Here is a 19,267-nt window from a genome sequence, read left to right as displayed (position 1 = left end):
CCCCCTTCGTTATTAGATTTTTAATTTGACTATTTATTCACTCCATTGTTTTAACACCTGTTTTTCGGCAATATTCTTAATTGCTTTATTGGTTATACCTTTTTTAGCAATGACATTTGTTTTATAATTTTTCCCTTTAAATGAAACTGTGACAGTTACTTCGATCATGTCCTGCCTCTCCTTTCGACAACTTTTTATATTTATTCCTATATCTGTTTACGTTGCATCCAATTCATAATTCTCGAATTCAAGATATTATTGAAAAAGAAAAGCCCCTATTGCCTACTCAATACCAAAATATGCTTTAGTATTTTTGTTCCTAGGTAACTTTACGTAACCATAATAAAACTTTTTTATTAGTTCGTCAAGATATTTGTGTCTAATTTGTGAACTAGAAAAACATAGTAGTGTTCGTGTTTAAATCGGGAAGTAAAAATCCCAAAAGATTGTATTATTGGCCTCACTTTATTTAACCTTCATCCATTTTATTGCCCACTGACTAATAGGTCCAAGAATTTTCGCTAACTCATTTCCTTTTTTTGTTAATAGGTATTCTGTTCTTATTGGCCTTTCAGGAATTACATGCCGTAATACTATCCCATGCCCTTCCAATTCCTTCATTCTCTCCGTTAGCACTCGCTTACTTAAATCAGGGATCAACGTATGAATTTCACTAAACCGTTTTGGACCACTAAATAACACATAAATAATCAACCCTGTCCATCTTTTCCCAATTAATTCAAAGGATTTTTCAATCTCCGGACAAAGTTCTGCCTGTTCTTCTATCAAATATCTCGCTCTCCTTTTTATTGGAATCAGTAAAAATGATCAACAAGCTATATTTTTCGTTTGTACAGCCATTTTTACATCTAGATTACCAACGTTTAATAATCCTTCTAACACTGAAAGTTTTGCATTATGTTCCTGGATTTCCATATCACTAACTACGTTTGCTTGTTTATTATTATAGATCATGTGCCGTACTAATTCCTTGAATTTTGGAGATTCAATTAATAAATAATCAATTAGTTCGATTGCAGCCTGCTTTTCCTGTTCATTTTTAACTGCAAAGATGCTTTGTAGATCCGGTTCAAATATAACGATAGATTGTAAATCCTCTGTAATTTTCAAACCAAAGTAACTTTTTTTCGTTCCATAAAATTCATTATTCCGTATCCGCAATAAATCTACGCCAATCATCATTTCATAATAGGAAAAATTCTTATTTGGATATTGAAAACCGCTAAGTTCAATGTTTGAAATTTCGTCAATAAATATTTCCTTTTCAAACTTGGTTTGGATAACCTTTGATTCTAACAAGTTCATTTTAAAGACCTCACTTTATATTTTTTTAAATAATTATTTTTAAACAAAAAGTAACATGTGTATAAAAAGTAACCTTATTGGCAAAAAAAAGAGTAACAATTAATTTCCGCCCATATTTTCTATTATTCCTTCATAAAGTCGGTTGATGAGTTAATATGGTGATTGGGTCTGCATTTTCCTTCCATTTAACCGCCCCTATATTACCTCGAATTTAAATATCTTGAATACAAGATAATTGTAATCCCTTTTCTGCATTATGTCAATATCTTATACTCTTCCATTAATGATAATGGTCTTTTCTCTATTCAAGGTAATGACTTTATCAGCCATTCCAACAAAGAGTCCATTTTCGACAACACCCGGGATCAGATTCAAGTTTTTCTCGAGTTCACCAGGTTGGCTTATTTTCGGGAAATGGCAATCAAAAATATAGTTACCATTATCAGTTAAAAATGGGATCCCATTGTTTTGCCTTAGGTGTGGGCTACATCCAAGATCTTGGATATGTTTCATCGTCATTTCAAATCCAAAAGGCACCACTTCTACTGGAAGTGGGAACGCCCCTAATTTATTCACCCTTTTGTGCGGGTCGGCTATAACGATAAAAGATTTGGCTGCTTTTGCGATAATTTTCTCTCTTAAAAGGGCACCTCCCCCTCCTTTTATGAGATTAAAATCATCATCAACTTCATCTGCACCATCGATTGCTAAATCAATTTGTTCTATTTCATTAAACATAACAAGTGGAATTCCTACTTCTTTTGCCAATTTCTCCGTTTGTTTTGAAGTTGGAATCCCTTTTATAGACAGTCCCTCTTCAACCAATTTTCCAAGCTTAGAAATGGTATGAAATACAGTAGACCCCGTTCCAAGTCCAACTACCATACCATCTTTCACGTATTCTACAGCCTTTTCTCCAACCACTTTTTTATCATTCATGGATTTTTACCTCCAATTAAATGTAGTCAATTCCTTCATATGTTATACATATAAAAAAATTTTTGTTTATTACACGAATCATAACTTTTCTTTATTTAAGTAGCTTTATATTTAAAGTTACTTTTCGTAACTATATTATTTCTTAAAATAATCGTCGTCAAGTAAATTACTTCGAATTAAAGGTATTCAATTTTTTATGCACTAATTACTTGTATGGATTTTCTATATTTCAACAATTTTTTAGCAGTTGTTTGAAGAGAAACTCATTATTTTCAAAGATTATTACGTTTTCAATCAAACAATTGGTTAGTTTTTAAAATACTAATCAAATGTTTGTTTAAAACCTAATCAATCGCTTATAAATTAAGGGTTTTACCCATGAATTCGAATAAAATACTGTCGAAAATAAGCTCTTCTTTTTACTTTTATGTGCGAACCATGGAGAAAAACAGGCCTTTTAAGCTAATATTACACTCTTCGACAGGTATTCCCATATTTCCGTATTAACTAAACGTTTGATTGGATCTGGTTTAAATCCTTCTCCCATTTGGTTTTTCCCGGGAAATTGATAAAAATAATGTCAAAAATCACTCGACTTTTTTTTCATAAAACGATCCCTGCCTGCAGATGGGTATTGATCCAAGTAAGAACGTTTTTGATGTTTTTTCTATGCGTTCAATTATACTGATGAGTAGGGATGTAAATGAGTATCCCCATAAAAGCTAGGGGTTTTATGCTGCTTTTTGATAATTCTGCAAGAAAGAAGGGCTATATATGCTATTTTATGTAATTGCAATCCTTGTTATTATGGCTGATCAGCTTTCTAAATATCTGATTCGTACCTACATTGACATTGACCAAGTATTTACATTATGGGGAATGAAGCTCACACATATCGAAAATAGCGGGATGGCTGGAAGTTTATTTCAAGGCTATGGACGGCTCTTCGGCATTGCGGCTGTGTTGTTCGTGATTGGTGTTTTCTATTTACGCAGAACAGGAGAAATGAAGGGTACTCTGATTGATAGCAGCTTCGGATTTCTTGTCGGAGGAGCAATTGGAAATGGCGTTGATCGGCTTTTGTTTGGGCAGGTGACCGATTTTATTATTCGCTCCGGTGGAGTTCTTAACTTGGCCGACCATGCCCTTGAGATGGGTGTGTTCCTGCTAATTATTTATGGAGTCGTTAGCTGGCTGAAAAAAGTGCGCTAGATTCTCTAGAATTGGATATCAAGCATTGTTATATATGTATCACCCTTGTTTTTATTAAAAAGGTTGATTATTTTCTAAAAAAAGGAACCATAATTAGGGTCATCCCCACGCCGCTTTACCGCAGCGGGGGACAGATCCCCAAATTTAGCCTTTTTCTTTTGTGATACTAATGCAAATAAGGTGTTTTACTGCACATTGAATTCATCTAGGATCATTTCCTCGGTCTGAGGCATAGTTAGACCAAGGTGCCAGCAGCCCATCCCCGCTAATCCATATTGTCGAATAACACGGAGTTTAACAAGCAGGCTTCGTGGGTCTTCAAACCACACTTCATGTAACTTTCCTTTATTATCAACATAACGAAACGATGGGGCAGCAGCATTTTCATCATAGTGAACCGGGCTTTGATATCCAGTATATAAATCAATGGCATGTTGGGTTGAATAAGCTGAGCCGGAACGCTTATTACTTCCTATTACCCAATCATACGCATATTGTGGAATTCCCAGCATCAGCTTCGATCTATCAACAACTGAGACAGCATAATCCAGGGTGGCTTTGACTCTGTCAATTGGAGCAATTGGACCGGAAGGACCTCCAGGCCAATGCCAATCATAAGTCATCAAAAACATTTTATCCAGGTATTTTCCTAGCGTTCTGTAATCATAAGCTGTGGAATAGGATGGCATCCGATCCCCTTCTTTTGGCGGAACGGCCATCATAACTTCCATTCCTGTTGGATGAAGCTTTGCAGCTAATTCTTTAATAAACAGATTGAGATTTTCCCGATCTTGCGTTTTCACTTGTTCAAAATCCACGACAATCCCTTTGTAATCATGACTATCTAAAAGGGAATAAATATTGTTAACCAGCTTTTTCCTTAACCATGGCGTACTTATTAATCGATGAGTAAGATTTGGGTCAAACCCTTTTTCACTTAAATTTGTAATTGTAGCATATGGTGAGAGGTTCTCTTTCCAAGCAATCTTATGTGCCTGGTTTTCAGGTGTTTCAATGATATTTCCTTGTTCATCGGAACGATACTCAAACACGAAAATACTTGAAAGGGTCTTTTTATAATTGTTAAGCATCCAAGCATTGGCATTCTTATCTTTTGGAACAAAATAGGTTCCGGTCCAAACATTCATTTTTGGAGGGCTAGGAATGCTTAATTTCTGACCGGGCGCAATGACACGACTCTTTAAATGATTTTGTCTCATTAATGTTTCTTCACTAATGGCGTGACGATTAGCAATGGCCCATATACTGTCACCCGCCTGCACAAAATAGGTTGAACCGGGTATCAACATCGCCTGGCCAAGGACTAATTGGCTATTCTTAGCTAAACCATTTAGTTTAGAAAGTTCAGCTCTGTCAATTTTGTATTGTTTTGATATTTTGGTAAGGCTATCTCCTGACCTCACTTCATGAATGACTTGAGCATAAGTCAATATAGGAGTCATTACTACCATATAAGCTGCAATGATCAATATCAATAAATTCTTGGCCATAAAGATCCTCCTGAAAGGTTTTTCCTAATCCTTTTAGATACCTTAGAACACAATTTGTTGTGTCGTGTTAATCGGATATAATTTTCCGTTTAGGGCAAATGAAATTTTACCTGTTTCTTCAGAAACAACCAATGCAAGAGCATCACTTTGTTCTGATACACCTATAGCAGCACGGTGGCGTGTTCCAAGTTTTTTTTCTGTAATCATCTTCGTTAATGGAAGAATATTAGCCGCTGAATAAACTTCGTTTCCTCTAATTAATACTGCCCCATCATGCAGAGGGTTACCCGGATAAAAAATGGATTCTAATAATTTTGGTGTTACCTTTGCACCGATAGTTGTTCCTTCTTGGATAACGTTGTCAAGAGAGTCACTTCGTTCAATTACAATCAGCCCACCATGTTTACGTTTTGATAGATGCTGAGCTGTAGCGGTTAAATCCTCATATGTGTCAGTGTACGATGACAAATAACAATTTAAATAAAAAGTGGCCGCCATTGATTCAATAGAATTTAGATGTTCTTTAACATCCTCTAGACTTCCCAAAACACAATAGTTTTCGTTATCGAGTACATTTAGATTTATTTGGAGCAGTTGGATTAGGTGTTGAATTCCATCTGCTAAATTCTGCTTCATTGGTGAAAAATCGCAATTTTGACTGTCCATCTGTTTCCCTCCAACAACTGTTTTATCCTTTTAAACCTATTGAATAGAACAATTCTTTCCACGCAATCTGCTAGACCACATTCTTCTTTACATTAATAACATGCCCTTTCTCGTTTGGATGATAATCAAAAACTAACAACCCCGCTAATGTGCCTCAAAAAAAAAGCCCATGCAGATAGGCTCTTTTGAAATTAAGAATGTCTCCCACGATAATTGGTTTTAGAAGTAATTTTTATTAATATATAACGAATGATAAATCCAATTCCTAACCCAGGTATCAAAGACAATATTGGAAGCCAAATAGGACCAAATGATATACCAAAAAATATCTTTGGTGAATACATAAGACCTACTGTGACAAAATAGGCTCCAAAAGCAAATGGGACAAACGATAATCGAGGATTCTCACCCTCCGCAAATTTATAGGCATCATACATGGCAAACATATAAACACATGGATAAAACATAAGCCATTGGTAATCAACCACTCCGGCAGCCTCATCTATCTTCCCAAGAAAACTAAACATGATCGCTTGATTAAATAAACTGTTTACATTAATGATGAATTCTAAAAGGATAAACAAAACTCCTTTTACAAGGTGACCATTTAATAATTGACCAAAACCTGGAAAGGCAATACTCCAAAGAATTGCTTCTAACTTATACGTTTTATTCATAATATCAACCTTTATTATTCGGTTATATTTTGATTACCCTTTATTTTATCTAATTTTTTTATTAATCCCACAAAACCTCTGATCGTAAATAATGTAAAATTCACACTAGCGAATGTATGGAATGGTGACCACTTTTTCCATTTAAATAATCTAGAATTCTTTTCAAAATACCACTGACCGATACTCATCGGAACACTAAACACCAAACTTTTCAATAAGATTTTTCCAAAATTGTCGTTATAGGACATTTTCACCCAAATGACACTTAAAATAGGAAAAAACAACATGTCATAAATAATGTTAGTTTTAAAAATTTTACCTAAAGGACGAACTGGATATTCAATCTTTTTGGTTCCGACAACATAAGCATCAACTAGAGTCGCAAGAACCCCTTTCGAGAAAAAAATAACAAGGTTTTCTCTCATTTTTGAACCTCTAAATAGAAATGGCAGGGCAACTACACACAATCCAGTAAGTAAATTTAACAACTTTTTCTCCATTAGGTATCATCCTTTTTTAGTATTATTATTTTTTAAAATTTCCATTAAAAAAGTATTTATACCTGTTCTGAATTGCTTGAATGGTATTATTTGAGAAGTACAAAGGAAGATTGAAGAAGTAGAAGCTGCAGCCCAGTGGTATAAACAGCTTAATCTAAAAATAAAAATATCTTCATGTTTACGGATATAAATTAGGAAGAATGAAATAATAAGGTATAAATAGGTATATTTATCCAAAAATAAATATTATGTTTTAGGTGGAAACAGTAACCACTGGTGTTGTGTATTCAAATGGTTTTTTAATAAGGTGGAATAAAAATGCCCTATATAACTGTAACAGGTCGTGGCACTGTTGAAGTGGAAATTGGAAAAAAGCTAGTATTAGCATTAGAGGATAATGGCATCAATATTCTTCATCACTGCGGGGGACAAGCAAAATGTACAACTTGCAGAGTAGAGATATTGGCAGGTAATTATCTTGATGTAACAAACAAAGAAAAAATGGCCTTTGCGGATAAAGGATTAGAGGATCAGTTCATTGATGATTGTCTGCGTTTATCTTGTCAAATCCTTGTGAATGGAGATATTACTGTTCGTCCCATTATGACAGTAGAAACCACTGGTCTTGCTGCCGGTCCAAGACCAGCGGACTAAATTTAGCTGCAATTTATTAAATGATTATAGTCCAAATCGAATTCCACATATGAACTGCTCAACCACTCTACCGTTTTGAGTGGTTATTTTAATTTTAATTAGTTTGTTCAATTGATTATGAGCCATAAAACATAGCCAGGAAGAACGCCATTTTTTTGTGTGTTTTGACATAAATTCGCTCCTTTAACTGTAATTATTTTACTTAGTATTACCATTTATTTGAGGATAAACATGTCCGAAATTGGGTGATAGAATATATATTAGCAAGAGAAATTCACTCCCTATTGTTTTTATGCATATACTTTGATGAATTTAATTTTATTAATCCCAAAAATTATGGGGGTATTAACATGAATCCTGTTGTTTATTGGTGCCCAATTTGTAGAAACCAGTTTTATGGTATTCCTTCCCCAGTCCCTATAAGTTCAAAGAGTACCACAACAGGGCGTAATTCCCAGTATTTGCTTACTCCGACTAATCATATTCTGATTTTAACCGACCATCAACCGCAAATGATTTTTTCAGTCCAATCACATGATATTGCAGACTTACGCAACAATATCGCCGGATTATCAAAAACCGCGAAATTATTCAGTATCCCTACTATATTGACAACAATAGCCGCAGCAACTTTCAGCGGAAAAATATTATCGGAAATCCAATCAGTCTTTCCTGATCAGCAACCTATTGATCGGACTACGATGAACTCATGGGAGGATCCAAGAGTAGTAAGACAAATCAATGAATATGGAAAACAAAAAATAGTCATCGCCGGTCTTTGGACAGAGGTGTGTTTGCTTGAACCGGTTCTGAGTGCTATCTCCGATGGGTATGAAGTATATTTTGTTTCGGATGCCTCAGGTGGAGTAACTAAAGAGGCCCACGATATGGCGGTTATACGTATGACACAAGCTGGAGCAACCCCAATTACTTGGCTGCAATATTTGCTAGAGTTACAACGTGATTGGGCTCTTAAAGAAACCTACAATGGGACACTCGATATTGTTAAGCAGCACGGAGGTGCTTACGGATTAGGAGTTATATATGCTAATGAGATGTTTGGGACTCATTACAGAAGAACAGGGATTAATCATTTTGCTGAAGACCAATATTAGTTTTGTATTAAAAAATCTTATATCTAAAAATACAAAAACTAATCGAAGTTCCGATTAGTTTTTTATTAAAAAATTATTGATCTGCTTTTTTTACCCATTCTGCAATTGTCTCCTTTTCTTTTATGTATAAAAATGGATCATACTACCGACTCCGTATTATTCAACAACCTTTAGAGTTACGTCAATATTCCCTCCAGTTGCTTTTTCTCCTTACTTGTTAATTCCCATTTTTCCCCCGCCTATTATTTCCTTCACTTATAATTGATATCCCGATTAAGGAATACAAATTAGTAAAAACTTAAACCAATCTTCTAGTTATTGGCATCAGGCACTTACTCGTCAAAATTTAATGTTCTTTTCAATTATTTACCTTCATTAGCATTGAACATTTCATTTGCGTATTGGACACCTTAAGAAGGCACTTACTTTACCATTGGAGAGAAGAACGATGTATTATAGGAAAGAAACGAATAAAATTGATGAAGTATGTTTACTAGCTGGAAAAATTATGTTACAAAGTGGGGCTGAGACCTATCGAGTGGAAGATACTATGATGCGGATGGCTAGGTCTTTCGGTGGCAATGATCCCCAATGCTATGTTACTCCGACCGGAATTATATTTTCTTTACATGGCGCTGAGAAAACAAAATTGCTAAGAATAACCAAACGCACAACGAATTTAAACAAAGTTATCATAGTAAACAATATTTCTAGAAGCATTAGTAAGGGTAATATCTCAGCAGAAGAAGCTTACAAAACTTTAAGACAAATTGAAGAAGGAAATCCTGAGTATCCCATGTTTATAACCATTGCTTCAGCTTCTATAGCAAGCGGCTTTTCCTTAATTATGTTTAATGGCGGATGGAATGACTTTTTGTCTTCATTCATTATAGGAGGGGCAGGTTTTACATGCCTAATATATCTTGACCGATTACTGAATATAAAGTTCTTTGCGGAATTTTTAGCGTCTCTTTTAATTGGACTAATGTCATATTTTTTTATACACATTGGTGTTGGCCATGATCTATCAAATATTATCATTTCTTCAGTGATGCCTCTGGTCCCAGGTCTTCTAATTACCAATGCGGTAAGGGATTTAATGGCAGGACACCTCGTATCCGGCTTATCAAAAGGTGCCGAAGCATCCTTAACCGCATTTGCAATTTCCTCAGGCATCGCAATCGTTTTTTCACTTTTTTAATGTGAAAGGAATTATCAAAATGATAGTACAGATTTTAACAAACTTTATTGTTTCAGGAGCATTTGCAGTAATTTTTAATGTTCCACTTAATTCTTTATTACAATGTTGCTTGGTTGGTATGATAGGTAGACTTTTACTTATTTTGCTGAATAACAATAACATTGATGCAGTCTTGGCCACTTTATCTGCAACATTTTTTCTTGCTGTAATTAGTCAAATATTTGCAAAGATTTATAAAACGCCGACTATAATATTTACCATCTCAGGAATAATACCCCTAGTTCCTGGTGGTTTAGCGTATAATGCAACAAGAAACTTTGTTGAAAATCATTATGACTTAGCTATTCAGTTTGCCGCGAAAGCATTAATGACATCTGGCGCAATTGCTGTTGGGCTTGTGTTATCCGAAGCCCTCACCCAAATCTTAAAAATAAGAAAGGCCTAAAATCATAGCAGGATCCATATCTAAAGACATGAAAAGCTAATCGAAAGTTTCGATTAGCTTCTTATTATTTATTGATTTGCTTTTTTAACCCATTCAGCAACTGTAACTGTACGTTTCGCTTGATGTTTAACCGCTGCCTGTACATCTTCAATCATTTTCCCATCTTGACCAACGGTAACACTTGTTCCGTATGGGTTACCACCTGCACCAAATGTAACGGGGTCAGTATAACCAGGAGCAGCGACAATTGCACCCCAGTGATACATAGATGTATAAAGTGATAAAATGGTTGCCTCTTGACCGCCATGAGGATTTTGTGCTGAAGTCATAGCACTTACAACCTTATTCATCAGTTTTCCATTAAACCAAAGACCGCCAGTTGTATCTAGGAATTGTTTCATTTGTGCTGGCATATTACCAAAGCGAGTTGGTACACTGAAAATAATGGCATCAGCCCATTCTAAGTCGTCTAATTTCACTTCTGGTACATCTTTAGTTGCTTCAACATGTGATTTCCAAACAGGATTTCCTTCAATTGCAGATTGTGGAGCTAGTTCAGGAACTTTTAATACTTTTACTTCTGCACCAGCTTCTTTCGCACCTTCTTCTGCCCACTTTGCTAGTTGATAGTTTGTTCCACCCATGCTGTAATAAATTACTGCTAATTTTACATTTGTCATTTTTTCTGTCCCCTTATCAGATGAATTTCCAAATAATTTGGATAAGAACCCCATTATTACACCCCCTATTATGTTTTTCCTTTTAAATCTACATTCATTTATTAAGCAACTCTTTTGAACTCATTTGAATCTTTTTGGAAAATCAATTGGCTAACTGATAATAGTTTGCTCCCATTGGTTACAAGATAAACTGCAATTGCTAAAAATGCTAAATCTAACTCATATCCAGCCATTTGACCATTTCCTAATAAACCAACCGCAAGTTTCACTTCTCTTGGATTCTCACTCCCTTTTAAATAAGATGCCTTGTCCTTAATCGATTAACCAGCAAAAGTAAATAAGCGGAGAGTTTCCGGTTAAATGCAGAATAGAGCTCGTTTTGGGGAAAATAAGGGGAGGTTTTCCGGTTATGCAAAGGAAAATCCACCATTTTTGAATTCTTCAAGTCAATAAGCGGAATCTCTTCGTCTATTTAAGCCTTTCTTAATAATAATTACTGATTAAGCGGAATTTTTCCGTCTATTTATCAACCGGGTGCTTAATCTGATCCCCCAACCGATAAGTGCTGACCCTCTTGATCCTAGATGCAGGAATTTTTAATTCGAGATAATTTTAATCCCAAAAAAAGTCTCATTGTCATAAAAATGAAATCCTTAGTAAGTGTTCAATATCCAAATCATTACAACCAATAGTTTACTTAACTTTCCATTTACTATTCCCTATCCTATATAAAAAAACTAAAAAAGGGGCAGTCCCCCGTTGCTTTAACGAATGGGAGACTGCCCTATTATATAACTCTTTTAATAATGGAAATCAATCACGAATGGTCTTCATGATAAACGAATTATCCCCATAGGTACTAAATTTTGGTGAACGCTCTCCTTTTGTCTCAGGGATACTGTAAGAACGATCCGCAACAATCCACTCCATCGTATCGTTAGCATCTATAGTTACTTTTACATTTAACTCTCCTGTTTGGCCTGCAATGTACGCAAATAGTAATGGCGCCTTTTTTGTAAATTTCGTTTTGTTTAATTCAACATCTTTACCGTTGATGAGCAGGCTTGAAATGTTCATTGACGACAAAGACTGAACAACAATTTCTTCTGCTTGGCGGTTCGTTTTTACTTGGTATTCAATCATCCGTTTATCGTTTTCCGTCCTATCAGACAAAACCGTCATACTTGGCCCGTCAACGTTATATACATCAGCCTTAGCATACGTAACATCCCAGTTTAATATAGGGAAGAACGTAGATGTATTGCCTTCCTTGACATCCTTATTAATATAAATGGCTGTATATTCATCTAACGGTTGTCTCGCAGCCCAAAAGGCTTTTTGTGTATCGGCATCCATGAAATAAGTAATATCACTTGCTTTTGGATGTTTCTCTGTCGGCATGTTCAGTAGATTAATGCTGTTTATAACCATGACTAGTAATCCAACTCCTAACAGTATAGCTGGAATTACCCCATTTGATTTTATTTTTAATGTGCTAAATATCGGTATTAACAATGCCCCACCAAGGAAGACAAAGACCATAAGTGCACTTGCAAGCTTCATGGAGGCAAGTATATAAATGAGGTAGACCACTGGTGAAAACAGCAGGAGCCCTGGAATAGCAAAAACGGCTGTAACAAGGTATCCGGCCCATGAATTTTCTTTTAACCGAAAGAAGATATTTTCCCCCAGCAACCCAAATATTAACGGCCAGACGAGAACATAGCTGCCTGCTTTTAGAAACAGACTTGCTGCCACGGCAAGAAGTAGCCACATGAGTAAGGCACCCATTGCTAAGCTGCCAACCATTACTTTTTTGTTAGCCATTTTATAAAGAAAACTTAAATAGGCGAAGATCATCAAGGAAAAACTAATCAAGTAGGTGGTTCCAATTAAACTGTCAGACCCCATTAACCACTCCTTCTCAGAAAGAATAGCTGTTAATAGACTCCAAAGACCCAATCCAATAACAAACGACCCAATCGATCCACCAAGCATAATAAGCAATCCGGCAAGCGTACCACGAAGTGATAGTTTCTTCCGTCTAGCCCCGTGGATGATGGTTAATACAAATAGAACTACGGCAAAAAGCATGAATGGAATAACAAGATCTTCCGAATAGGTAATCATGTTCGTACCCAATATATTAAAAAATAACGTATTACCCTTCCCCGTTTGCGTCAGGTCTAAGTCCCCAAAATGACGAACAAGACTTAACATATATTCACCATGGTGCTGGAGACTATTTTTACTAAGCTCTCCAGGGTTATCGCTTGTTGTATGATAATGACCAAGTCCCTCACCAAAGGCAAAGTTTAACCCATTAAGACCCGCTGCTTTAAATACAGTGAGATCCGTATCATTTGGCATAAGTTTATAGAGGCTATAAATAAATGAATGGGCAACTGGTGTAGGAGCGGCTTGAACAAACTCGTTTACAAGCCAACTATTGTTGTCACTCGTTTCAAACATAAAAGCTGGGCCTTCATTCCCACGTGCCTCAAAGTTTAACACTAATCCTACATCCTTTACCCATAGATGTTCTTCGGTAAATGCCTTTGACCCAAGTAAGCCATTCTCTTCACCATCTGTTAACAGAATAATTACATCACTTTGAAGCGGTTTCATTTCCTTTAGTACTCTTACAGTCTCTATAATGGCCGCAACTCCAGCCCCGTCATCTGCTGCACCAGGCCCACCCGGTACAGAATCATAATGGGCAACTAACATAATGGCTTTCTTGGAATTTGTTCCTTCGATTTTACCTACAATATTCTCAACTGTACCTCCCGATATGTAAGCTGGGCGAGTATAAAGAGAATTTGCCTTTTGAATCTCAGGGTTAACTCCTAATTCTTTTAAGGTTGTAACCAAGTAATCTCGAACATTATCATGTTCTTTTGATCCAAGAGGATGCGGGGCCACAGTAAACCCCTCTAAATAGGAGAAGGCACTGTCAGCAGAAAATGTTTTTGCTGCCTGATCAGCCGGGATCACCTTTGGAGATTGCAGCTGTAATAAACTTAAGAGAATTGTTCCTAAAATAATGGCTGCAAGAATAATGAATACAAGTACAGATTTCTTTACGCTTTTACGAGATTGTGGCTCTACCTGGGCAGATGGTATGATTTCCAACTAATCCTCCCCTTTATTTTAAAAGTTACATCTACCAAAATAAGTATATACTGTTAAATAAAGTTTAGGATACATATATTTCAAAAAAAGGGTCAATATCCCCTTTTTTAATAAAAAGATGGGACATTGACCCTAAAACATTATTCCTTTGAAATCTTTATTTGATAATTACTTTTTGATACCACGTTGCCGCGGCTTGGACTTCTTCCCTCGTTAATTGATGACCTCTATTTTCCCAATGAAGTTCTACCTTTGCATTTACATTTTCTAATAACTTTTGTAGTTCGGCCGATTCCAATGGCGAGCAAATCGGATCATTTGTCCCGGCAGCAATGAACACAGACTTTCCTGCCAAATCAGGGAGATCAATTCCCTTTCTAGGTACCATAGGGTGATGAAGAATTGCACCCTTTAGTGCGTTTTGATAGTGAAATAATAAGCTCGCAGCGATATTCGCGCCATTTGAGTAACCTACTGCAATCATATTATCACGATTGAACTCATACTTTTCTGCTGCTTCATCAAGAAACTCATTTAATTCTTTTGTGCGAAAGATTAGGTCCTCTTCATCAAACACACCTTCAGCTAATCTTCTGAAGAATCGAGGCATGCCATTTTCTAACACATTCCCACGAACGCTTAAAACATTTGCCTCAGCATCGATCATTCCTGCAAGTGGCAGCAGGTCTAATTCATTGCCGCCCGTACCATGAAGCAATAATAATGTCGGTTTTGTTGGATCTTGTCCCTTATTAAATATATGTTTCATTATTGATCTCCTTCCAGAACACAACCTATTTAGGTCGTTCTATTTCAAAAATTTCACCTATTTTAGCGTAATTATTTCCAGCCAATCGACTTACTGCAGCTAAGCCACTAGGGTCGATTCTTCCATTTTCATAAATATCATCTTCAATATGAAATTGAACAACTTTTCCTATAATAAAATCACACCCAGGCGAATCTAAACCTCCCAATTCCAAAGAATGCTCTAATGTACATTCCATTCGAATTTTCGCTTCCTTTATACCTGGTACTGCAATCTTTACACTGTTTACTGGAGTTAAATTAGCTAACTCAATTTCGCTCTGTTGAGGAGGAAGACTTGCAGCTGTTTTATTAATTTTTTCAACATTTTGATCATCAATGATATGGACCACAAATTCCTTAGACTCGATGATGTTTCTCGCTGTATCCTTTTGTCTCCCAGCTGACCGTTGAATAGATAATGATATCATCGGGGGATTGGATGATACGATGTTAAAATAACTAAATGGCGCACCGTTCAAAACGCCGTCTTTTGACATCGTTGTGACAAAAGCAATTGGTCTAGGTATGATACTACCTATTAAAAATTTATAATTTTCTCTTTCAGACATTGAGGCAGGATCAATCGAAAGCAAAGAAATCATTCCCTTTCGTAAAATCAGTCTAGGACTCTTACTTCAAATGGCAGCAAACCTTGTTCAATTTGTTCTCTATGAGATTCATACTGCGCAGGCAGCATCAATTTTTCACCCATTGTCTCTTGAGATTCATCATGAGCAAATCCAGGAGGGTCAGTAGCAATTTCAAATAGAATTTCCCCATGCTCTCTAAAGTAAATTGCGTTAAAGTAATTTCTATCTTGTACAGGGGTAACCCCATACCCTTCGGATGCAACGTATTTTTGCCAATCCAATTGATCTTCATCATCGATAGCTCGCCATGCAATGTGGTGTACTGTACCCACACCCATTTTCCCACGGCCAATAGGGGTTAATTTAACGTCAATAACATTTCCGATATCCGCAGTAGAACGATAACGAGCGTAATCACCTTCATTACCGACTAATTCGAGTCCCATTACTTTTTCTAGCAATTCAGCCGTTTTTTTAGGCTGGGTCGATAATAGAGTTGCTCCGCCAAAGCCTTTTATTGCAACCTCCGCTGTTACATCGCCGAAAGTCCAATTATTGACTTGCCCTTCTTCCCTTTCAACAATTTCCAAGTGAAGACCGTGAGGGTCATCAAATTCTAAAAATTGTTCTCCAAAGCGTTCCATTTTAGTAAATGGAATGTTGAACTTTTCTAGTCTATTTTCCCAAAATTCCATGGCCCCTTTCGGAACTACATAAGAAGTAACCCCTACTTGACCGTCTCCAATAATTCCTTGGCGAGCCCCTGCCCAAGGAAAGAAGGTAATAATTGTTCCTGGCTTTCCACCTTCATTACCAAAATAAAGGTGATACGTACCTGGGTCATCAAAATTGACCGTTTGTTTTACCATTCGTAATCCTAATACACCAGCATAAAAATCTACATTTTCCTGTGGATGTCCAACGATTGCAGTGATATGGTGAATACCCATTGTTTTTTTACTCATTACTGTCCACCCCTTTATAATGTTAAATCCACCTATCTATCAGAACATAATACCTTATTTTGTTCTTATTACGGGATTTAAAACCTCATACTATTTGACTTATTCCAAGAATCTCTAAACTAGGATATATTAGAATAAAAATGCATCTAAAGCATATCTACCTGGGCCAATTAAAGCTATCCCAATCGCAACAGCAAGTAATGTAAGGTTATATTCATATCCATTTGAAGTTGACCAAATTCCGTTTGCTGCATGCACTTTCACAATAGCCATAACCATCGTCCCAGCAATCAAGATTCCTGCAAGTGGGGTCAATAATCCTAACGCAAACAAAACTCCCCCAATAAGTTCTGCTAATCCAGCGAAAAGAGCCATTGTTACACCTGGTTTTATACCAATAGAATCAAACCAGCCTCCGGTACCTTTTAAACCATACCCGCCAAACCAGCCAAATAACTTTTGAGCACCGTGACCAATAAATAAAACACCAATTACCAATCGAATAATTAACAGACCAAGATTTATCATTTTAAATATCCTCCTAAATGTTTTGTCTTGAATTCGAGATATTAGTTCAAAAAAAATCATTACTCTTTTTTATTATTTATCTTTTTCAAAAGTTTAACGAATATTTCAGACTCCTCAGTAGTTAAAGAACTAAACATGTTATCAACCCATCCTTGATGTTTTGGCATGATATGCTCCATCAAGTGGATACCTTCATCAGTTAAATTTACATGTATTGCTCTACGATCATCTGGACAAGCACTTCGAGTTAACAAGCCTTTCTGTTCCAATCTATCAATAACATACGTCATAGAACCACTAGAAATTAATATTCTGTGACCGATTTGCTGTATGGTTTGTTTACCTTTGTTATAAAGCACCTCTAGAACAGAAAACTCTGTAATGCTAAGGTTGTTTTTTGCCATCTCCAACTTCATTTTCTCCTGAACTGCTTTAGATGTTTGCATCAACAAAAGAAAGGGCAAATTTGTGCATTTTCTGTTCATTTATTTCACCTCCCAACATATATCCTTAATTAAAATATCTTGAATATGAGATAATAATACAACTTATTAATTTTTATGTCAATACTTTTATATTAATAAAGGGTAGGAATAGGAGACAGAAGTTCTTCTGCCGTATACTCCAACTCTTTTTTTTCTATTTAACATCCATCAACCCCACAAGCCATCCCTTCGGAAAATCCACTAACTTTCCGTTTTTTTATTTCTTCATTAATAATTTGTTGTTCCAGGTTTTCCTTTGAGTGGATACCGCTACAACATCTCCGGTATGGATCCGCACTTATCGGTTGGTGATCAGGTTTAGCACCTGAGCTGCTAAATAGACGGAAAAATTTCGTCTATTTAGTATTTTTTAATAAAAAAGGGCTTAAATAGACGGAGAAATTCCGTCTATTTACTCGAAAATTGCAAAAAGGGGAGATTTTGTTTTGCATAATCGGAAAATCTCCCCTTATTTACCCCGAAACGAGCTCTATTCTGCATTTAACCGGAAAATATCCGCTTATTTTACGTTTGCTAATCCAATTTTATCTTTTTCAGTTATTGGTCTGATAATCTTGCATGGCAAACCTGCTGCAATAACATTTGAAGGTATATCTTTTGTTACAACACTCCCAGCCCCAATAATGCTATTATCACCAATAGTCACTCCTGGAATAATCGTAACGGAACCACCTATCCAAACATTATCCCCTATGTTAATTGGTAAAGAACGCTCATACCCTGCTTTACGCTCATCTGCATCAATTGCATGATTGGGTGTATACAAACTAACGTTAACATTACAAAAGATGAAAATGATTCAAGAACAAAGTCTATTTCGATAACCAATCTAGGTCTTGTCAAATTAGATGAAGCAACGCCTATTTGGCTGCGAATACAAGAAAAAGCTGAACAGGGTATTGGGAAGGAAAAATATAAAGATTTGTTAGAAACGCTAAAGAATTTACAAGAGTCTATTTTAGACTAAATTTAATGTCTGCTTACTCTTGCACCATTGCTTTTTGGCGACATGCTTCAATGGCGTTAATCAATAAGTCGTCCAAATGATTTGTGTCTAGTACCTCTAAACCAGCGGCTGTTGAACCGCCAGGAGTTGCTACCTCACCTGCAAGTTCAGCAGGGGCCACATTTGTTTTTAGCATTTCTGCAGAGCCGGCAATCATGTTGGCTACTAGCTTTCTTGCTTGAGCTTTACTGACACCTGACCTTAATGTTATTTTTTCGAGTGCTTCCGCTACCCGATAGATAAATGCAGGGGCACTTGAAGTTACAGCGGTCAGCTCATGAATTTGCTGCTCTGTCACTTTTTCAAATTCACCAATACCACAAATTAATCCCTCAATCCACTCTTGTAGTTCTTGGTTTACGTGTTGACCGAGTGCATATAAAGTCATTGATTTACCTAACTTAGCCGCTGTATTAGGCATAACCCAAGCTACAGGTGTCCCTTTAGGAAGCCTTGATTCAAGGTAAGTTGGATCAATTCCGGCAGCTACCGTAATGACTATTTGTCCACTAATGGTTTCAGATAATTTTGCGAGAATGTCTTCATGAGACTCTGGTGGCAGGGCAAGAATAATGATATCCATCTTGTGTATCTCTTGTGACCAGTGAGTGGTAATTTCCACATTAAAGGTTTCTTTTATATCACGTAGCCGCTGTTCATTTCCATTGTTGCCAACAAGAATGGCAAATTCATTTTTGTCTAGTCCTTTAATCAAGGCTTGGGCCATTCGCCCTGCCCCGATAAATAATACATGTTTTTTATTGATACTCATTGTTGTTCACCTTTTTCTGTGTTGTATAT

Annotated in this window: 23 protein-coding genes; 5 read left to right on the top strand and 18 right to left on the bottom strand. The window is 36.3% G+C overall.

All coding sequences use genetic code 11. The annotated features are described in order from the left end of the window. Nucleotides 1-33: 33 nt before the first annotated feature. The 4 genes from BABA_RS05290 to rpiA form a co-directional block, all read right to left on the bottom strand. On the bottom strand, nucleotides 34-168 hold the full coding sequence (locus tag BABA_RS05290) for a BA3454 family stress response protein (protein ID WP_007084106.1): 135 nt from the start codon (nucleotides 166-168) through the stop codon (nucleotides 34-36). A gap of 297 nt (nucleotides 169-465) precedes the next feature. Further along, nucleotides 466-786, bottom strand: coding sequence for a winged helix-turn-helix transcriptional regulator (locus BABA_RS05285; RefSeq protein WP_040345375.1), 321 nt, complete (start codon nucleotides 784-786; stop codon nucleotides 466-468). A 42-nt stretch (nucleotides 787-828) separates the two neighbouring features. Beyond that, nucleotides 829-1,326, bottom strand: coding sequence for a hypothetical protein (locus BABA_RS05280; protein WP_007084104.1), 498 nt, complete (start codon nucleotides 1,324-1,326; stop codon nucleotides 829-831). Between the two features lie 267 nt (nucleotides 1,327-1,593). Further along, nucleotides 1,594-2,265, bottom strand: a complete 672-nt coding sequence (gene rpiA / locus BABA_RS05275; protein ID WP_007084103.1) for a ribose-5-phosphate isomerase RpiA — start codon at nucleotides 2,263-2,265, stop codon at nucleotides 1,594-1,596. Nucleotides 2,266-3,039: 774 nt separating this feature from the next. On the opposite strand from rpiA, the gene lspA reads away from it, so the two are divergent. Continuing rightward, the gene (lspA, locus tag BABA_RS05270) at nucleotides 3,040-3,477 is read left to right on the top strand and encodes a signal peptidase II (RefSeq protein ID WP_007084102.1); all 438 of its coding nucleotides are present in this window, start codon (nucleotides 3,040-3,042) and stop codon (nucleotides 3,475-3,477) included. 185 nt (nucleotides 3,478-3,662) lie between these two features. On the opposite strand, the gene BABA_RS05265 is transcribed toward lspA, so the two are convergent. The 4 genes from BABA_RS05265 to BABA_RS05250 all read right to left on the bottom strand — a co-directional run bounded on the left by BABA_RS05265 (nucleotide 3,663) and on the right by BABA_RS05250 (nucleotide 6,819). Further along, entirely contained in the window at nucleotides 3,663-4,988 is a 1,326-nt protein-coding gene (locus tag BABA_RS05265; protein WP_007084101.1) for a glycosyl hydrolase family 18 protein, read from the bottom strand. Between the two features lie 42 nt (nucleotides 4,989-5,030). Continuing rightward, nucleotides 5,031-5,654, bottom strand: a complete 624-nt coding sequence (gene cdaS, locus BABA_RS05260; protein WP_007084100.1) for a sporulation-specific diadenylate cyclase CdaS — start codon at nucleotides 5,652-5,654, stop codon at nucleotides 5,031-5,033. A 191-nt stretch (nucleotides 5,655-5,845) separates the two neighbouring features. Then, nucleotides 5,846-6,331 (bottom strand): hypothetical protein, encoded by a 486-nt coding sequence (locus BABA_RS05255; RefSeq protein ID WP_007084099.1) that lies wholly within the window; start codon nucleotides 6,329-6,331, stop codon nucleotides 5,846-5,848. Between the two features lie 14 nt (nucleotides 6,332-6,345). After that, complete coding sequence (locus BABA_RS05250; protein WP_235749590.1) at nucleotides 6,346-6,819, bottom strand: CBO0543 family protein; 474 nt, start codon at nucleotides 6,817-6,819, stop codon at nucleotides 6,346-6,348. Between the two features lie 330 nt (nucleotides 6,820-7,149). Between BABA_RS05250 and BABA_RS05245 the strand changes: the two genes are divergently transcribed. The 4 genes from BABA_RS05245 (at nucleotide 7,150) to BABA_RS05230 (ending at nucleotide 10,246) form a co-directional block, all read left to right on the top strand. Next, nucleotides 7,150-7,485, top strand: coding sequence for a 2Fe-2S iron-sulfur cluster-binding protein (locus BABA_RS05245; RefSeq protein WP_007084097.1), 336 nt, complete (start codon nucleotides 7,150-7,152; stop codon nucleotides 7,483-7,485). Between the two features lie 350 nt (nucleotides 7,486-7,835). Continuing rightward, nucleotides 7,836-8,600: a hydrolase gene (locus BABA_RS05240; protein WP_007084096.1), complete on the top strand. Its 765-nt coding sequence runs from the start codon at nucleotides 7,836-7,838 to the stop codon at nucleotides 8,598-8,600. A gap of 448 nt (nucleotides 8,601-9,048) precedes the next feature. Continuing rightward, nucleotides 9,049-9,801 (top strand): threonine/serine exporter family protein, encoded by a 753-nt coding sequence (locus BABA_RS05235; RefSeq protein WP_007084095.1) that lies wholly within the window; start codon nucleotides 9,049-9,051, stop codon nucleotides 9,799-9,801. A gap of 19 nt (nucleotides 9,802-9,820) precedes the next feature. Beyond that, entirely contained in the window at nucleotides 9,821-10,246 is a 426-nt protein-coding gene (locus tag BABA_RS05230; RefSeq protein ID WP_007084094.1) for a threonine/serine exporter family protein, read from the top strand. Between the two features lie 68 nt (nucleotides 10,247-10,314). Here BABA_RS05230 and wrbA read toward each other — a convergent pair whose 3' ends face one another. From wrbA to proC, 10 genes are all read right to left on the bottom strand, one after another. Next, entirely contained in the window at nucleotides 10,315-10,980 is a 666-nt protein-coding gene (wrbA, locus tag BABA_RS05225; RefSeq protein WP_040345354.1) for an NAD(P)H:quinone oxidoreductase, read from the bottom strand. A 47-nt stretch (nucleotides 10,981-11,027) separates the two neighbouring features. Continuing rightward, a complete protein-coding gene (locus BABA_RS05220) occupies nucleotides 11,028-11,195 on the bottom strand; it encodes a hypothetical protein (RefSeq protein WP_007084092.1) in 168 nt (55 codons plus the stop codon). Between the two features lie 544 nt (nucleotides 11,196-11,739). Then, nucleotides 11,740-14,061 (bottom strand): M20/M25/M40 family metallo-hydrolase, encoded by a 2,322-nt coding sequence (locus tag BABA_RS05215; protein ID WP_007084091.1) that lies wholly within the window; start codon nucleotides 14,059-14,061, stop codon nucleotides 11,740-11,742. Between the two features lie 157 nt (nucleotides 14,062-14,218). Then, entirely contained in the window at nucleotides 14,219-14,830 is a 612-nt protein-coding gene (locus BABA_RS05210; RefSeq protein ID WP_007084090.1) for an alpha/beta hydrolase, read from the bottom strand. 25 nt (nucleotides 14,831-14,855) lie between these two features. Next, nucleotides 14,856-15,464: a flavin reductase family protein gene (locus BABA_RS05205; RefSeq protein WP_007084089.1), complete on the bottom strand. Its 609-nt coding sequence runs from the start codon at nucleotides 15,462-15,464 to the stop codon at nucleotides 14,856-14,858. A gap of 23 nt (nucleotides 15,465-15,487) precedes the next feature. Then, nucleotides 15,488-16,426, bottom strand: a complete 939-nt coding sequence (locus tag BABA_RS05200; protein WP_007084088.1) for a ring-cleaving dioxygenase — start codon at nucleotides 16,424-16,426, stop codon at nucleotides 15,488-15,490. Nucleotides 16,427-16,555: 129 nt separating this feature from the next. Next, nucleotides 16,556-16,954 (bottom strand): DoxX family protein, encoded by a 399-nt coding sequence (locus BABA_RS05195; protein ID WP_007084087.1) that lies wholly within the window; start codon nucleotides 16,952-16,954, stop codon nucleotides 16,556-16,558. Between the two features lie 59 nt (nucleotides 16,955-17,013). Next, nucleotides 17,014-17,439: a MarR family winged helix-turn-helix transcriptional regulator gene (locus tag BABA_RS05190; RefSeq protein WP_007084086.1), complete on the bottom strand. Its 426-nt coding sequence runs from the start codon at nucleotides 17,437-17,439 to the stop codon at nucleotides 17,014-17,016. 520 nt (nucleotides 17,440-17,959) lie between these two features. After that, nucleotides 17,960-18,226: a DapH/DapD/GlmU-related protein gene (locus tag BABA_RS26370; protein ID WP_476703714.1), complete on the bottom strand. Its 267-nt coding sequence runs from the start codon at nucleotides 18,224-18,226 to the stop codon at nucleotides 17,960-17,962. Between the two features lie 214 nt (nucleotides 18,227-18,440). Continuing rightward, entirely contained in the window at nucleotides 18,441-19,238 is a 798-nt protein-coding gene (proC, locus tag BABA_RS05175) for a pyrroline-5-carboxylate reductase (RefSeq protein WP_007084083.1), read from the bottom strand. Nucleotides 19,239-19,267 lie beyond the last annotated feature (29 nt).

The sequence above is a fragment of the Neobacillus bataviensis LMG 21833 genome (assembly GCF_000307875.1).
In the GTDB taxonomy this organism is placed as follows: Bacteria; Bacillota; Bacilli; order Bacillales; family Cytobacillaceae; genus Neobacillus; species Neobacillus bataviensis.
Note: the sequence above shows the minus strand (reverse complement) of the source record. Positions and strands in the feature narration are given on the sequence as shown.

Excerpts from the sequence above, each read along its gene's own strand:
- BABA_RS05235 (WP_007084095.1), top strand. The coding sequence starts at position 9,049 with ATGTATTATAGGAAAGAAACGAATAAAATTGATGAAGTATGTTTACTA.
- BABA_RS05255 (WP_007084099.1), bottom strand. The coding sequence starts at position 6,331 with ATGAATAAAACGTATAAGTTAGAAGCAATTCTTTGGAGTATTGCCTTT.
- BABA_RS05280 (WP_007084104.1), bottom strand. The coding sequence starts at position 1,326 with ATGAACTTGTTAGAATCAAAGGTTATCCAAACCAAGTTTGAAAAGGAA.
- cdaS (WP_007084100.1), bottom strand. The coding sequence starts at position 5,654 with ATGGACAGTCAAAATTGCGATTTTTCACCAATGAAGCAGAATTTAGCA.
- BABA_RS05240 (WP_007084096.1), top strand. The coding sequence starts at position 7,836 with ATGAATCCTGTTGTTTATTGGTGCCCAATTTGTAGAAACCAGTTTTAT.
- BABA_RS05290 (WP_007084106.1), bottom strand. The coding sequence starts at position 168 with ATGATCGAAGTAACTGTCACAGTTTCATTTAAAGGGAAAAATTATAAA.
- BABA_RS05210 (WP_007084090.1), bottom strand. The coding sequence starts at position 14,830 with ATGAAACATATATTTAATAAGGGACAAGATCCAACAAAACCGACATTA.
- BABA_RS05190 (WP_007084086.1), bottom strand. The coding sequence starts at position 17,439 with ATGAACAGAAAATGCACAAATTTGCCCTTTCTTTTGTTGATGCAAACA.
- lspA (WP_007084102.1), top strand. The coding sequence starts at position 3,040 with ATGCTATTTTATGTAATTGCAATCCTTGTTATTATGGCTGATCAGCTT.
- wrbA (WP_040345354.1), bottom strand. The coding sequence starts at position 10,980 with ATGGGGTTCTTATCCAAATTATTTGGAAATTCATCTGATAAGGGGACA.
- rpiA (WP_007084103.1), bottom strand. The coding sequence starts at position 2,265 with ATGAATGATAAAAAAGTGGTTGGAGAAAAGGCTGTAGAATACGTGAAA.
- BABA_RS05230 (WP_007084094.1), top strand. The coding sequence starts at position 9,821 with ATGATAGTACAGATTTTAACAAACTTTATTGTTTCAGGAGCATTTGCA.
- BABA_RS05195 (WP_007084087.1), bottom strand. The coding sequence starts at position 16,954 with ATGATAAATCTTGGTCTGTTAATTATTCGATTGGTAATTGGTGTTTTA.
- proC (WP_007084083.1), bottom strand. The coding sequence starts at position 19,238 with ATGAGTATCAATAAAAAACATGTATTATTTATCGGGGCAGGGCGAATG.
- BABA_RS05245 (WP_007084097.1), top strand. The coding sequence starts at position 7,150 with ATGCCCTATATAACTGTAACAGGTCGTGGCACTGTTGAAGTGGAAATT.
- BABA_RS05265 (WP_007084101.1), bottom strand. The coding sequence starts at position 4,988 with ATGGCCAAGAATTTATTGATATTGATCATTGCAGCTTATATGGTAGTA.
- BABA_RS05200 (WP_007084088.1), bottom strand. The coding sequence starts at position 16,426 with ATGAGTAAAAAAACAATGGGTATTCACCATATCACTGCAATCGTTGGA.